The sequence below is a fragment of the Bradyrhizobium oligotrophicum genome (genome assembly GCF_051168495.1).
GTDB classification, from domain to species: domain Bacteria; phylum Pseudomonadota; class Alphaproteobacteria; order Rhizobiales; family Xanthobacteraceae; genus Bradyrhizobium; species Bradyrhizobium oligotrophicum_A.
In genome coordinates this window covers 86,370-101,535 of sequence record NZ_JBNPVB010000012.1, presented here as the reverse complement: position 1 = coordinate 101,535, position 15,166 = coordinate 86,370, and the positions used below count along the sequence as shown (strand labels likewise).

The following is a 15,166-nucleotide window of genomic DNA, read 5'->3' as shown; positions in this document are numbered from 1 at the left end:
GATCCGGTTCTTCTCAAAAGAGCAACTTGGAGGTTTAAATGAAGACGGTTAAGAGCCTTGTCCTCGGCTCGGCGGCGGCTCTGCTCGCCATGTCCGGGGCTCAGGCGGCCGACCTTCCGATCAAGGCCAAAGCGGTCGAGTATGTGAAGGTTTGCTCCCTGTATGGTGCGGGCTTCTACTACATCCCCGGCACCGACACCTGCATCAAGCTGGGCGGCTATCTGCGCGCTGAAGCCGCGTTCAACACCAACAGCGACTTCAACGGCGCATTCAGTGGTTCGGGCGGTGCCCGCAACCGCCTCAGCAACTACTACACCTCTCGCGCTCGTCAGGATCTCAACATCGACACGCGCACCGCGACCGAGTACGGCGTGGTCCGCACCTTCGCCGACCTGACCTTCTCTTGGACCTCTGGTGGCTTCGCCGGCTCGGCTCCGTCTGCCTACGGCGCGACGGACAACGGCATCGCCCAGGGCTCGCTCGGCGTGTACTACGCCTTCATCCAGTTCGCCGGCTTCACCATGGGTAAGGCCGTGTCGCAGTTCGACACGCCGTGGCAGAACTATCCCGGCAACAACTTCGACGGTCTCGCCGGCGGCGGCGGCACGGTCACCGGCGTCAACCAGTTCACCTACACGGCGGACTTCGGTTCGGGCATCACGGCCTCGATTTCGGCTCAGGAGGCGACGGCCTACTCCCAGAACAACCTCTGGAACACGACCGGCAATACGGTTGCCAACTACGTGACCGGTGTGTACGGCACCGGGAGCTACGGCGGCAACGTCGCTCCGGACATCGTCGGCATGGTGCGCGTCGATCAGGCCTGGGGTCTGTTCCAGGCGTCGTTCGCGGCGCATGACAACCACACCGCATACTACGGCGCCACCGAAGTCACCGGTCATCCGGCCGACAAGTGGGGCTGGGCGGCCCAGCTGGCCCTGTCCATCAAGAACATCCCGACCGGACCTGGCGACACCATCAACATCCAGGGCGTCTACACCAACGGTGCAAGCCGCTACAACTTCCAGAGCCTGCTGCCGACCACTTACGCGATGTACGGCGGCACCGGCAATCCGGCGGCCTATCAGAGCCTCGCGGTGGCTGGTATCGCTGACTCCGTCTTCGCGACGGGCGGCGACCAGCAGTTGACCACGACCTACGGCTTCCGTGGTGGCTACACCCACAACTGGAACCCATATTGGAACACTGCGGTGTATGGGTCTTGGGCCGCTGTGCGCTACAACAGCACGGCTCAGGGTCTGATCTGCAGCGGTGCCGTGCTGGCTGCTTACGGTGCCGGTTCGACCTGCAACCCGAACTTCGATCTGGCGACCGTCGGCGTGATCACCCGCTGGACTCCGGTCAAGAACCTGACCTTCTCGGCTGACTTCGCCTATACTTGGCTCGACCAGAAGAACTCCGGCACCATCGCTGCGCCGGCGGTTGCCGCGGTGGCCAAGCCGGCCGCTGTTTACGAGTTCAAGGATCAGCAGTCGGCCGTGTTGCTGCTCCGCGCTCAGCGCAACTTCTGATACAGATCGTCTGACGACGGTTTGACCAGCCCCCGGCAGGCAACTGCCGGGGGCTTTTTTTAGGCCGAAGCGTCCAGCGATGCGTCCAAGCGTGAGCATATCGGACTCCGCGACTTTCCTCCGAGAGCGTTTCGTTCGCGTCTTGATATGGCTTTCCCGGCGAGGTGCGCTCGTATTGGCGCGATGAGCGTCGATGCGCGCCATCGGAGTGCGGTTTCGCGTCCGGCTCGTGGCGACTCGGCTCAAAGATCCGTGATGTTGCGATGAAGAGGATCTCATGCGGAGGGTCTTCAGCCGTCGGTTTGCGGCTCTGCTGGAAAATTGAGCGAAGCCGGCCGCGATGCGGGGACAGCAAGGCGGCTTTGGTCTCGAGTGCGGCTTGCCACACGTTCGCAAGAGCGAATGGTTGCTCCTGTCCCGCTTCATTCCTGCCACCACATCGGCACCCCAGCGACGCCGTTGATCGGTCCAGCCTCTCTATATGTGCGGCTTGGCCGACGTCCGGCTCGCCATCGTACCGCCACAGGCGCGGTACGGCCCCGTCACGAGAATGGTCCGATAAAACACCAAAATGGCCCTGCGATCGTTCCGACTGCAACGCTATGCGCGGGCACTGTTGATCGGCTGGTGATGAGCTGACTCGTCGAATGCGGACAATCGTCCCGATTCAGGTCGTGTCCGACGTGAGCAATTTGGAGGTTAGTATGAAGACTGTGAGGAGCCTTGTTCTGGGCTCAGGGGCGGCGTTGCTCGCCATGAGTGGGGCTCAGGCAGCCGACCTTCCGATCAAGGCCAAAGCGGTCGAGTATGTGAGGGTCTGCTCCATGTACGGCGCCGGCTTCTTCTACATCCCCGGAACCGACACCTGCATCAAGCTCGGCGGCTATCTGCGCGCCGAGGCGGGCTTCGGAACGAACACGATCTTCCAGAATGCTGTGAATGGCCCCGCCGGCGCGCGCAATCGCCTCAGCAACTACTACACGACGCGTTCGCGTGCCGACCTGAGTATCGATACGCGCACCGCCACCGAATATGGCGTGGTCCGCACCTTCTTCGACGGCGTGTTCCAGTGGACCGGCGGCAGCACGACCGGTTCCAACCCGTCGACCTACACCGGTGACGCGATCGCCGGCGGCACGCTCGGCGTCTTTTATGCCTTCATCCAGTTCGCCGGCTTCACCATGGGTAAGGCCGTTTCGCAGTTCGACGCGCCTTGGGCCAACTATCCCGGCAACAATTTCGACGGTCTGACCGGCGGCGGAGGCACCATCACCGGCGTCAACCAGTTCACATACACTGCGGACTTTGGCTCTGGCATCACGGCGGCCATCTCGCTCCAGGATGCAACGCAGTACTCGCAATCGCAGATCTGGAACACGGCCGGACAGAACGCTGCCGGCGTGATCACGGGCGCCTATGGTGCATCGAATTTTGGTGGCAATGTCGCACCCGACATCGTCGGCATGGTGCGCGTCGACCAGGCCTGGGGCCTGTTCCAGGCGTCCTTCGCGGCTCACGACAATCATGCCGCCTTCTTCGGCGCCAACGAAACCACCGGGCATCCTGCCGACAAATGGGGCTATGCCGGTCAGCTCGCGCTGTCGATCAAGAACATCCCGACCGGTCCAGGCGACACGCTGAACGTGCAAGGCGTCTACACCAACGGCGCCAGCCGCTACAACTTCCAAAGCCTCTCACCAATCAACTACGCGATGTATGGCGGCACGAACGTGGCCGGCGCTTTCCAGAGCCTTGGCTTCGCCGGCGTGTCCGATTCGGTGTTCGGAGCAAATACCCAGCAGCAGCTGACGACGACCTACGGTGCCCGCGGTGCCTTTACCCACAATTGGGATCCGTTCTGGAACACGGCGGTTTACGGCTCCTGGAGCGCCGTCAGATACAACGCAACGGCGAAGGGCCTGATCTGCAACGGCGCCGGCATGGTTGCGCTCGGCATCGTCGGCGCGAACTGCAACCCGGACTTCAACATCTCGACGTTGGGCGTGATCACGCGCTGGACCCCGGTCAAGAATCTGACCTTCTCGGCGGACGTCGCCTGGACACGGCTGGATCAGAAGTTCGCGGGCGTTGCCAACGCGCCGGTGGCTGCGGCCGTCGCCAAGCCGGCCACGACCTATCAGCTGAAGGACCAGGACTCGGTCTCGCTGCTGCTGCGCGCCCAGCGCAACTGGTGAGTCCGGCGAATGGCGAATAGGGAGTAGCGAATGGCGGTTGACGGATAAGCGAAAGCTCGTTTCGCTACTCGCTACTCGCTACTCGCTACTCGCTACTCGCTACTCGCTACTCGCTACTCGCTACTCGCTACTCGCTACTCGACAACCGCACCGCGGCGCAGATCGGCCTCGATCTGTAGCCGCGAGCCGCCGCCGAAGCGGGCGCGGTAGACCTGCAGGTTCTCCATCACGCGCTGCACGTAGTTGCGGGTCTCCGCAAACGGGATCAGCTCGACCCAGTCCACGGCATCGACCTTGGGATCGCGCGGATCGCCGTAGCGTTCGACCCACTTCCTCACGCTGCCGCGGCCGGCATTGTAGGCCGCGAACGTCATGATGTAGGAACCGCGATAGTCCTCGAGCAGGCCGCCGAGTTCGGCCGCGCCGAGCTGGGCGTTGTAGACCGGGTCGGTCTTCATGCGATTCAGGTCGAAGCTGACGCCGGCACGCTTGCAGACATAGCGGCCCGCATCGGGAGTGACCTGCATCAGTCCATAGGCCTGCGCCGGCGAGACCACGGCCTGGTTGAAGGCGCTCTCCTGGCGGACGATCGAGAAGATCACGCTCTGCTCGACCTCCGGGCCGAGTGACCGGAACGCGGGGATTCCGGTGATGGGATAGGCGTAATGATCGAACGGCAGCCCGCGATTGAGCGCGGCCTTGCCGACCAGCAGCATCGCCCGCGCGTCGCTGTTGCGGCCCGCGATTTCAGCGAGGCCCACCAGCATGTCCGGATCGCCATTGTCACCCATATCGGCGAACATCGGGATCGCGACCGCGCCCTCGTCGAGTTCGTAGAGCAACTGCGCCGCACGGACCACTTCCAGCCGTTCGACGCCGCGTCCGCGGCCGGTCGGCGCAGCGTTGAGGCCGAGCTGCGGCAGCCCGAGCTTGGCCCGCGCCAACTGTCCGTAATAGCTCGTGGACTGCTCGGCCGCCGACACATAGGCCGCGCGCGCCTCCTGCATGCGGCCCAATGCCTCCGCGGCGCGGCCCTGCCAATAGCCGGCCCGCGCCAGCGTCGTCGGGTTGACGCTGCCGACGCCGATGCGGGCGAAGTGCTGGGCCGCGGTCGCCGGGTCTTTCAGGAACCGCAGCGCGATCCAGCCGGCGGTGAATTCCTGCTCGGTCTTGTAGATGTCGCGATTCGGCAGCGCGGCGTCGCGGGCGATCAGATAGGCGCTGCGGTATTCGCCGGTGTCGATCATCTTGCGCGCCAGCAGCCGGCGCTCGATCCACCATTCGTCGAGATTATAGAGCCGGCCCGGATCCTTCGGCGCGCTCAGCATCAGCTGCGCCGCATCCGTGAATTTTTCGTCGCGCCGCAGCAGCTGGATGCGAGCGAACACGTAGCCGGCATCGCCATGCAGCTCGCGCGGCACGGCGTCGAGCAGCGCGCCGCTGTTGGCGGCCTTGCGATAGACCGCGATCCGAGCCTTGGCCAGCGCCACATGGCCCGAGCCGAGCCGCTTGGCCGCGCGCATCGCCGCCTCGTGCTCGCTGCCATAGAGCAGCGTGTCCATTCGCGCCTTGTGGTCGCCGCCGGAGAGCAGGGCGCCGAACTGGTCGAGGATGGTGTTCTCGGTGTCCTCGGACATCGTGTCGTTGCGCCAGGCTTCGCGCACCAGGCGCTCGGCATTGGCGCGGTCGCCGCGATTGAGCATGACACGGGCGAGGGCGAACCGGCCCTTCGCCGACAGGGGCGATTCGTTCTCGAACCACGACCAGACGACGGCGTCGTCACGCTTGTCGTCCCACAACGCAGCTTCGAGGCGGCGGCGCAGGAACGTCTGCGACGGCCAGCTCGGATTGGCCGTGATGAAGGCGCGGTAGCGCTCGACGGTGGCATTGTTGTTGTCGCTGCGCAGGATCACCCATTCGGCGAGCTTTCGGGCCACCGGGTCGGAGATGGCCTGCTCGACCTGGGTGGCGTCATCCGGCTTGCGCTTGCGCACCAGCTCGATCACGTTTTCGAGCGCGTCCTTGTCCGATTGCGAGGTCGACGCCGTCGCGGCGATGGCCGCAGGGGTGATCGATTTGCGGGAGGCGGGAAGGGCGGCCTGCTGGCGCGGCGGCAGGCTCGCCGTCGCGGCCGGCGTGATGTCGCGGGGGGCAGCCCGGGAGGATTCGCCGGAAGTCTTGCCACTGGACGTCTTGTCGCCGGACGTCTTGCTGCCTGACGTCGTGCCGACCTTGGCCTCGGCGCGGGCGTCCGCCTTGGTCCTGGCTTCGACAGTGTCTTTGGTTGCGGTATTCGGCGCCGAGCTGCGCGCGATCGGCCGCGCTTTCGGCAGCGGAACCTTGTCCTTGGCGATGGCGATGTCAGCGCCGAGAGCCAACCCGAGCGTCAGGCCGGCGGCCACAGACACCGAGACGGACATCGACAGGGCAGTCGATCGCAATGCGGCAGCGCGGGCAAAGACGGGCACGGCGTTCCTTTGCGGCAGATGGCTTCGATCCCAGACGACCTTGGTCTATCGAAAAGGTGAACAAATACTAAATATGCAGGGGGCGGTTGCAACCTGCGCCAACACCGCGGCGAAATCACGACCGAAGGGCGGCGGTGCGGCCCTGCGACGCGGTTGGGCCCGGCCCGACGACGGCTCTTGGCAGGCGCAGGCAGGTCGGAGCCGCCGTAGGACAGGCGGGATCGAGGTTCGGCGGGCCGATTCGGTCGGCGCGCCTGCCTGTTGAGAAGGCAGCCGGCATCAGAGCGGGCCTTCCGCCTTGTGTCCAGACCCGTTATGAAGTGCGCTTCGTACTGGGGCAACACGCGTTGGGAGGGAGTTTTCATGGCGGCCAAGACGAATTTCCGAGGCTCTTTCACCGCCTTGGTGACCCCCTTCAAGAACGGATCCGTGGACGAGGCGGCGTTCCGCAGCCTGGTCAACTGGCAGATCGACGAGGGCACCAACGGCCTCGTGCCGGTCGGCACGACCGGCGAGAGCCCGACGCTGAGCCATGACGAGCACAAGCAGGTGGTCGAGTGGTGCATCGCCGAGGCCAAGGGCCGCGTTCCCGTGGTCGCCGGTGCCGGCTCCAATTCGACCAAGGAGGCCGTCGAGCTCGCAGAGCATGCCGAGAAGGCCGGGGCCGATGCGGTCCTGGTGGTGACGCCCTACTACAACAAGCCGACTCAGGAAGGTCTGTATCAGCACTTCAAGGCGATCAACGACGCCATCGGCATCCCGATCATCATCTACAACATCCCGCCGCGCTCGGTGATCGACATGTCGGTCGACACCATGAAGCGGCTGTTCGAGCTGAAGAACATCGCCGGCGTCAAGGACGCTACCGCCAGCATGGTGCGGGTGTCGCAGCAGCGCGCCGCCCTGGGCGAGGACTTCAACCAGCTGTCGGGCGAGGACGCCACCATCATCGGCTACATGGCCCATGGCGGCCATGGCTGCATCTCCGTCACCTCGAACGTCGCGCCGCGGCTGTGTGCGGAATTCCACAAGGCCTGGCAGAAGGGCGACGTGGCGACCGCGCTCCGGATCCACGACAAGCTGATGCCGCTGCATACCAACCTGTTCATCGAGTCCAATCCGGCGCCGGTGAAATACGCGCTGTCGCTGCTCGGCAAGATCGAGGAGAAGCTGCGGCTGCCGATGGTGCCGGTGTCGGAGCCGACGCGGATCGCCGTGCGCGAGGCCATGGTTCACGCTGGCCTGATCAACTGAGCAGGTCGCGCGCGCGAGAATTTTCTCGCAAGTCTGAGGGAGATGCAGGCATGCTGAAGGAATTCCGCGAATTCGCCATGAAGGGCAACGTCGTCGACCTCGCGGTCGGCGTCATCATCGGCGCGGCCTTCGGCGCCATCGTCAACTCGCTGGTCGCCGACGTCATCATGCCGATCATCGGTGCGATCACCGGCGGCCTCGATTTCTCGAACTACTTCATCCCGCTGTCCAAGACGGTCAACGCGGGCAACCTTGCCGATGCGAAGAAGCAGGGCGCCGTGCTGGCCTATGGCAGCTTCCTGACGATCACGCTCAACTTCCTGATCGTCGCCTTCGTGATGTTCATGATCATCCGTCTGATGAACAAGTTGAAGCGGAAGCAGGAGGCAGCACCCGCAGCTCCGACGAAGCCGACAGCCGAGGTCGAGCTGTTGACCGAAATCAGGGATCTCCTGAAGAAAGCCTGACGTGGCAGAGAAGAAAGAGCCCAAGATCACGGTCGCCGCCGAGAACCGCAAGGCGCGGTTCAACTATGCGATCGAGGACACCATCGAGGCCGGCATCGCGCTGACCGGCACCGAGGTGAAGTCGGTGCGCAGCGGCAAGTCGACGATCGCGGAATCCTATGCGGATTCGCGCGACGGCGAGATCTGGCTGATCAACGCCAACATTCCCGAATATCTGCAGGCGAACCGCTTCAATCACGAGCCGAAGCGGCCGCGCAAGCTGCTGCTCCATCGCAAGCAGATCAACAAGCTGATGGGGGCCGTCGACCGCGAGGGCATGACGTTGATCCCGCTGAAGCTCTATTTCAACGAGCGCGGCCGCGCCAAGCTGCTGCTCGCGGTCGCCAAGGGCAAGAAGCTGCACGACAAGCGCGAGAGCGAGAAGAAGCGCGATTGGAGCCGCGAGAAGGGGCGGTTGCTGCGGGCGCGCGGGTAACGAGGTTTTAGGCGCCGCGGCGCTCTCCTCGCCGGGACGCCTAAGCCTCAGGGAAGCATCCGATGAATCAGAAGAACCTGTTGGACGTCGACTGGAGCCTCATCCCGGCACCGACCGACGATGGCGCGGCCGATCATCTGGCCGGGATGACCATTCCGGCGATCGGGCTGCGCGCGACCGACGACACGCTGGTCAAGCTGTCCGAACTGCCGGGGCGCACGGTGGTGTTCGCCTATCCGCGGACCGGCGAGCCGGGCAAGGTGTCTCTGGTCGAGGACTGGGACATGATTCCCGGCGCGCGCGGCTGCACGCCGCAGGCCTGCAGCTTTCGCGACCTGTTCGGCGAACTGAAGGCGGCCGGTGCCGCGCATGTGTACGGCCTGTCGACGCAGAGCAACGCCTATCAGACCGAGATGGCCTCGCGCCTGCACCTGCCGTTTCCCGTGCTGTCCGACGAGACGCTCGAGCTGGCCCATGCGCTGCGCCTGCCGACGATGGAGATTGCGGGGCTGACCATGATCAAGCGCCTGGCGCTGATCGTGGACGATGCGCGCATCACCCACGTCTTCTATCCGGTGTTCCCGCCCGATCGGAATGCAGGCGACGTGCTGGCGTGGCTGAAGCAGAATCGCGCGTCTGCAGCCTAGTTCAACGCCAGGCGGAGTAGGGTGGGCAAAGCGGCCGCCGCAGGCGGCGGCGTGCCCACCGCCGATCGGCGGACTCATTAGCAGGATGGTGGGCATGGCGCCATCGCGATGTCGCGTGGGGAGAAAGCAAGGCAGCGCCTTTGCCCAGCCTACGCGATGACCACCGCAACTACCAACTAATCCAGATCCGCCTTCACCCGCGCGAACACGGCATGAAACATCTCGGTCGTGAGCACGCCGGTGTTCGTATTGTAGCGCGAGCAGTGATAGCTGTCGTACAGCCTGATCCCTCCGGCCTGATGCACGGCGCCGTGGGCGAAGGGGGCCGCGACGGCGCGTAGGCCGAGCAGCTTCAGCAGCGTGTCGTGCGAGATGCGGCCGAGCGCGACGATGCTGCGCAGGCGCGGCATCGCGGCGATGCTGGCGCCCAGGAAGCTGCGGCATTGGTTGATCTCGGCCGGCAGCGGCTTGTTCTGCGGCGGCACGCAGCGCACGGCGTTGCTGATCCGGCAGTCGACCAGCGTGAGACCGTCGTCAGGGCGGGCCTCGAACCGGCCCTTGGCGAAGCCGTAATGCAGCAACGTCCCATACAGCAGTTCGCCGGCATAGTCGCCGGTGAACGGCCGGCCGGTGCGGTTGGCGCCCTGGAGGCCCGGGGCCAGGCCGACGATCAGCAGGCGCGCGCCCGGATCGCCGAACGACGGAACGGGCGCGTTGAACCATGACGGCTCGCGCGCCCGTTGCGTGTTACGGAAATCGACCAGACGAGGACACAGCGGACAGTCGCGATCGGGATCGGTCGGATGCGCTGCTGATGGACGCACGTTCGGATCAGACTTTCGGGCGCCGCTTGCGGCAGCCCTAGTCCTCGAAATCGTCATCGTTGGCGGTGGTCGTGGTCGTCGTCGTGGGGGCGGTGCGTGCGGCCGGCGCGGTCGAGCGCTGCAGGAATTGCGGTGAATGGTGGCGCGGCTCGCGCGGGGCGGGACGTTCGGACGGATCGCGGCCGAGCTTCGACTGCAACTCGACGAGGTCGGTGAAGACGTCGGCCTGACGGCGGAGCTCGTCGGCGATCATCGGCGGCTGGCTCGAGATCGTGGAGATCACGGTGACGCGAACGCCGCGGCGCTGCATCGCTTCCACCAGCGAGCGGAAGTCGCCGTCACCCGAGAACAGCACCATCTGGTCGATGTGCTCGGCGAGCTCCATGGCGTCGACGGCCAGCTCGATGTCCATGTTGCCTTTCACCTTGCGCCGGCCGCTGGCGTCGATGAACTCCTTGGTTGCCTTGGTGACGACCGTGTAGCCGTTGTAGTCGAGCCAGTCGATCAAGGGACGAATCGACGAGTACTCCTGATCCTCGATGATCGCCGTGTAGTAGAACGCACGCAGCAGCGTTCCGCGGCTCTGAAACTCCTTGAGCAGGCGCTTGTAGTCGATGTCGAAGCCGAGAGTCTTGGCTGTGGCGTACAGGTTTGCGCCGTCAATGAAGAGCGCAATTTTGTCGGTCGAAGATGACATTCAGTGTCTCGCGTTAGGTTAGCTTCTGTTTTTTGGCGCGACTCACGTCGTTCGCGCATTCCACTTTCAAGATACTGCCGAGGATACTGCCAAGGCTCGCGCGGTCGGTCTGGTGTGACGATACCGCAAACAGGCGTGATCGGGGCAACAAAGGCGCAGTTGTGAAGGCGCAATGAAGCGTTTTCTTGTCCAAAACCGTGTCGACGGATCGGGAAGGGCTGCCGGAAGGAATCCCGGATTTCGACACTCCTTACCGGTTGTCGAGACCGGCCGCCAGTTTGGCCTTGCGAAAACCGGTTAGTCTCTATAACTAGCCCAGCATAATCAGCATATTAAGCACACAAAGGACCGGAGCGACAATGGCGCGCGTCACCGTGGAAGATTGTATCGACAAGGTCGACAACCGGTTCGACCTGGTGCTCTTGGCCGCGCATCGCGCGCGCATGATCTCGTCGGGATCGCAACTTACGATTGATAGAGATAACGACAAGAATCCCGTCGTGGCACTCCGGGAGATTGCGGATTCGACCATTTCCCCCGAGGATTTGAAGGAGGAACTGGTGCATTCGCTGCAGAAGTTCGTCGAGGTCGACGAACCCGAGCCCGACACGGTGCCGCTGATCGGTTCGGCCGGTGCCAGCGTCGATGCCGACGATACCGAGGTCGCGGTCGAGCGGATGACCGAAGAAGAATTGTTGAAGGGCCTGGAAGGTCTGGCGCCGCCGGAAGAGCAGCCGGAAGAAGACGAGTGAGCCCGCCTGTCGCGCTCCGTCCGATGTGAAGTTAACCTATGAGAATTTGAAGGCCCGGACCGCGTCCGGGCCTTTGCATTTGAACGTGGTTTCGTGATTACCATAGGACCGCGGTAATGGGTTGGCGGTCGCCGGATTCGGCCCAAACGATAAAGGTTTAGACATTTTTCATGGTGGTCTCGCACCACACTCCTCCACAGATGCAGGCGGCGGCCGAATCGGCTGCATTGGCGCCGCCGCCTCCGGCTGAGCGGACACGGCCGCAGAAGCCGCGCTCGCGCATGATGCGGCAGTACGATCTCGTCGAGCGGGTCCGGTCCTACAATCCGGATACGAACGAGGATCTGCTCAACCGCGCCTATGTCTATGCGATGAAGGCGCACGGGTCGCAGACCCGGGCCTCGGGCGATCCCTATTTCACCCATCCGCTCGAAGTGGCGGCCATTCTGACCGACCTCAAGCTCGACGATGCCACCATCGTCGCGGCGTTGCTCCACGATACGATCGAGGACACCGAGGCGACCCGCGCCGAGATCGACCGATTCTTCGGACCGGAGATCGGCGCCCTGGTCGAGGGCCTCACCAAGCTGAAGCGGCTCGAACTCGTCTCGCGCGAGGCCAAGCAGGCCGAGAACCTCCGCAAGCTGCTGCTGGCGATCGCCGACGACGTGCGTGTGCTGCTGGTCAAGCTTGCCGATCGATTGCATAACATGCGCACGCTCGAATTCGTGCCCGAGGCCTCGCGCCGGCGCATCGCCGAGGAGACGCTCGACATCTACGCGCCGCTCGCCGGCCGCATGGGCATGCAGGAGATGCGCGAGGAGCTCGAGGACCTCTCGTTCCGGACGCTCGATCCGCAGGCCTATAGCGTCGTGATGCAGCGGCTGGACGCGCTGGCTGAGCGCAACCGCAACCTGATCGGCGAAATCGAGAGCCAGCTGGCGCGCAAGTTTCGCGACCATGGTCTGACGGCGCGCGTGTTCGGCCGCCGCAAGCGCCCATTCTCGATCTGGACCAAGATGGAGCGCAAATCGATCGGGTTCGAGCAGCTGTCCGACATCTTCGGCTTTCGCGTCATCATGCCGGACCTCGAATCCTGCTATCGGGCGCTGGGCATCGTGCATACCACGTGGCCCGTCGTGCCGGGGCGCTTCAAGGACTACATCTCGACGCCCAAGCAGAACGATTATCGCTCGATACACACGACTGTGATCGGTCCTGGCAAGCAGCGGGTCGAACTGCAGATTCGCACCGAGGAGATGGACCAGATCGCCGAGCTCGGCATCGCCGCCCATGCCTTCTACAAGGACGACATCGGTTCTCCGACGGAGCGGCTCAAGCGCGAATCGAACGCATTCGCATGGCTGCGCCACACCATCGGCATCCTCTCCGAGAGCGCCAATCCGGAGGAATTCCTCGAGCATACCAAGCTCGAGCTGTTTCACGATCAGGTGTTCTGCTTCACGCCCAAGGGCAAGCTGATCGCGCTGCCTCGCCACGCAAATGTGATCGACTTCGCCTACGCCGTCCACACCGACGTCGGCAACAGCGCGGTCGGCTGCAAGATCAACGGCAAGTTCGCGGCCCTCTCGTCCGAGTTGCAGAACGGGGACGAGGTCGAAGTCCTGACCTCGGATGCACAGTCCGCGCCGCCGTCGGCGTGGGAGACGCTCGCCATCACCGGCAAGGCGCGGGCGGCGATCCGGCGCGCCACGCGTACCGCCGTGCGCGATCAATATGCCGGGCTCGGCCGGCGCATCGTCGAACGCCTGTTCGAGCGCACCAAGCTCGAATATGCCGACGACAAGCTCAAGGGCGCGTTGCCGCGCCTGGCGCGGGCCTCGATCGATGACGTGATGGCCGCGGTCGGCCGCGGCGAGATCAAGGCCTCCGACGTCGCGCGTGCGATGTATCCGGACTACAAGGAAGAGCGCGTGGTGCGCTACGGCGCCAAGAAGACCGCCGCGCCGGCAACCGCAACCAAGGCCGCGCCGGCGCCGACCGCCGAGCCCCACCGCGGTCCGTTCGCGATTCCGATCAGCGGCCTGAACTCCGGCCTGCCGGTCAAGTTCGCGCCCAATGGCGGCGCCGTTCCGGGCGACCGCATCGTCGGCATCGTGACGCCGGGCGAAGGGATCACGATCTATCCGATCCAGTCGCCGGCGCTGAAGGATTTCGAGGAGGAGCCGGAGCGCTGGCTCGACGTGCGCTGGGACGTCGACGAGACCACGCCGCAGCGCTTCCCCGCGCGTATCCGGGTCGAGAACGTCAACGAGCCCGGCAGCCTCGCCCAGGTCGCGACCGTGATCGCCGAGCATGACGGCAACATCGACAACATCAGCATGAGCCGCCGCTCGCCCGACTTCACCGAGCTCACGATCGATCTCGAAGTCTACGACCTCAAGCATCTCTCGGCGATCATCAACCAGCTGCGCGCCAAGACCATCGTGGCGAGGGTCGACCGGGTGAATGGCTAATCTGCCGCTTTGGCGGCAGCGTTTGATCTCGTGATGCGCTAAAGCAGCCACGTCACTCTCGAGAGTCCTGCGAGCCGGACCATGTCAGATCCTACGAAGCCCCATCCTCCGAAGTTGCGCCTCGGCGTCAATGTCGACCACATCGCGACGCTGCGGAATGCGCGCGGCGGCCGCCTCCCGGATCCGGTCCGCGCGGCGCTGCTGGCGATCGAGGCGGGGGCCGACGGAATCACCGCGCATCTGCGCGAGGACCGGCGGCACATCCGCGACGACGACATGGCGCGTCTGAAGGCGGAGATCGCCAAGCCGCTCAATTTCGAGATGGCGGCCACCGAAGAGATGGTACGGATCGCGCTCGCGATCCGGCCGCACGCCTGCTGCCTGGTGCCGGAGCGGCGCGAGGAACTGACCACCGAGGGTGGTCTGGACGTGGTCGGCCAGCACAATGCGCTGGCGCCGGCGATCGCCCGGCTCAACGATGCCGGAATCCGGGTGTCGCTGTTCATCGCCGCCGATCCCGCCCAGATCGAGATGGCGGCGCGGCTGCGTGCGCCCGTCATCGAAATCCACACCGGCGGCTGGTGCGATGCCGTCACCGAGGGGCACCATGCCAAGGCGGACGCGGAGTGGCAGCGGATCGTGACCGGCGCCCGGCTGGCCTATGCGGCGGGGCTCGAGGTGCATGCCGGCCATGGCCTCGATTATGCGACCGCCGAGCAGATCGCGGCGCTGCCGGAGATCGTCGAGCTGAACATCGGCTACTTCATGATGGGCGAGGCGCTGTTCGTCGGCCTCGCCGAGAGCGTGCGGACCATGCGCGCGGCGATGGATCGCGGCCGCGCCCGGCTGGGGACATCGGCATGATCATCGGCATCGGCTCCGACCTGATCGACATCCGCCGTGTGGCCGAGGTGCTGGAGCGTCACGGCGAGCGCTTCCTGGAGCGCATCTTCACCGCGGCCGAGCGCGCCAAGGCCGAGCGGCGGTCCAAGAACGAGAAGATGGTCGTCGCCACCTATGCCAAGCGATTCGCCGCCAAGGAGGCCTGCGCCAAGGCGCTGGGCACCGGCATCCGGCACGGGGTGTGGTGGCGGGATATGGGCGTGGTCAATCTGCCGGGGGGGCGGCCGACCCTGCAATTGACGGGCGGGGCGGCCGAGCGGCTGAAGGCGCTGACGCCCGAGGGGCACGAGGCCCGCATCGACCTGTCGATCACCGACGACTGGCCGTTGGCCCAGGCCTTCGTCATCATCTCGGCCGTGCGCCGCGAGCCATCCTGAAACCGCGCCCGCAGAAAAACAAAAAATGTGATAGATTGCAGATAGTTATGTAGTTTTGATGCGGCCATTGATTGCGCGGCCCCGCGCAGTCGTCTAAA

The 15,166-nt window shown here is 64.7% G+C and carries 13 protein-coding genes; 10 read left to right on the top strand and 3 right to left on the bottom strand.

From position 1 onward, the window contains the following. The first annotated feature begins 38 nt into the window (after positions 1–38). Together ACQR1B_RS22285 and ACQR1B_RS22280 are read left to right on the top strand one after the other, a co-directional pair. On the top strand, positions 39–1,532 hold the full coding sequence (locus ACQR1B_RS22285) for a porin (RefSeq protein ID WP_434833749.1): 1,494 nt from the start codon (positions 39–41) through the stop codon (positions 1,530–1,532). A gap of 704 nt (positions 1,533–2,236) precedes the next feature. After that, positions 2,237–3,727: a porin gene (locus ACQR1B_RS22280; RefSeq protein WP_434833750.1), complete on the top strand. Its 1,491-nt coding sequence runs from the start codon at positions 2,237–2,239 to the stop codon at positions 3,725–3,727. 134 nt (positions 3,728–3,861) lie between these two features. On the opposite strand, the gene ACQR1B_RS22275 is transcribed toward ACQR1B_RS22280, so the two are convergent. After that, positions 3,862–6,147, bottom strand: coding sequence for a lytic transglycosylase domain-containing protein (locus ACQR1B_RS22275; protein ID WP_434833838.1), 2,286 nt, complete (start codon positions 6,145–6,147; stop codon positions 3,862–3,864). 411 nt (positions 6,148–6,558) lie between these two features. Between ACQR1B_RS22275 and dapA the strand changes: the two genes are divergently transcribed. From dapA to ACQR1B_RS22255, 4 genes are all read left to right on the top strand, one after another. Then, positions 6,559–7,449, top strand: coding sequence for a 4-hydroxy-tetrahydrodipicolinate synthase (dapA, locus tag ACQR1B_RS22270; protein WP_434833751.1), 891 nt, complete (start codon positions 6,559–6,561; stop codon positions 7,447–7,449). A gap of 50 nt (positions 7,450–7,499) precedes the next feature. Further along, positions 7,500–7,916, top strand: coding sequence for a large conductance mechanosensitive channel protein MscL (mscL, locus tag ACQR1B_RS22265; RefSeq protein ID WP_434833752.1), 417 nt, complete (start codon positions 7,500–7,502; stop codon positions 7,914–7,916). A 1-nt stretch (position 7,917) separates the two neighbouring features. Beyond that, entirely contained in the window at positions 7,918–8,391 is a 474-nt protein-coding gene (gene smpB, locus ACQR1B_RS22260; RefSeq protein ID WP_434833753.1) for an SsrA-binding protein SmpB, read from the top strand. A gap of 62 nt (positions 8,392–8,453) precedes the next feature. Continuing rightward, positions 8,454–9,038 (top strand): peroxiredoxin, encoded by a 585-nt coding sequence (locus ACQR1B_RS22255; RefSeq protein WP_434833754.1) that lies wholly within the window; start codon positions 8,454–8,456, stop codon positions 9,036–9,038. A gap of 176 nt (positions 9,039–9,214) precedes the next feature. On the opposite strand, the gene ACQR1B_RS22250 is transcribed toward ACQR1B_RS22255, so the two are convergent. Beyond that, on the bottom strand, positions 9,215–9,919 hold the full coding sequence (locus ACQR1B_RS22250) for a uracil-DNA glycosylase (RefSeq protein ID WP_434833755.1): 705 nt from the start codon (positions 9,917–9,919) through the stop codon (positions 9,215–9,217). Then, on the bottom strand, positions 9,900–10,559 hold the full coding sequence (locus ACQR1B_RS22245) for an NYN domain-containing protein (protein ID WP_434833756.1): 660 nt from the start codon (positions 10,557–10,559) through the stop codon (positions 9,900–9,902). Before ACQR1B_RS22245 ends, ACQR1B_RS22250 begins: the two co-directional genes overlap by 20 nt. 359 nt (positions 10,560–10,918) lie before the next feature. Here ACQR1B_RS22245 and rpoZ point away from each other — a divergent pair, with 359 nt between their 5' ends. From rpoZ to acpS, 4 genes are all read left to right on the top strand, one after another. Further along, positions 10,919–11,311, top strand: coding sequence for a DNA-directed RNA polymerase subunit omega (gene rpoZ, locus ACQR1B_RS22240; RefSeq protein WP_006612728.1), 393 nt, complete (start codon positions 10,919–10,921; stop codon positions 11,309–11,311). A 170-nt stretch (positions 11,312–11,481) separates the two neighbouring features. Next, positions 11,482–13,788, top strand: a complete 2,307-nt coding sequence (locus ACQR1B_RS22235) for a RelA/SpoT family protein (RefSeq protein ID WP_434833757.1) — start codon at positions 11,482–11,484, stop codon at positions 13,786–13,788. An 81-nt stretch (positions 13,789–13,869) separates the two neighbouring features. Then, positions 13,870–14,652, top strand: a complete 783-nt coding sequence (locus tag ACQR1B_RS22230; protein WP_434833758.1) for a pyridoxine 5'-phosphate synthase — start codon at positions 13,870–13,872, stop codon at positions 14,650–14,652. Next, positions 14,649–15,068, top strand: coding sequence for a holo-ACP synthase (acpS, locus tag ACQR1B_RS22225; RefSeq protein ID WP_434833759.1), 420 nt, complete (start codon positions 14,649–14,651; stop codon positions 15,066–15,068). Before ACQR1B_RS22230 ends, acpS begins: the two co-directional genes overlap by 4 nt. Positions 15,069–15,166 lie beyond the last annotated feature (98 nt).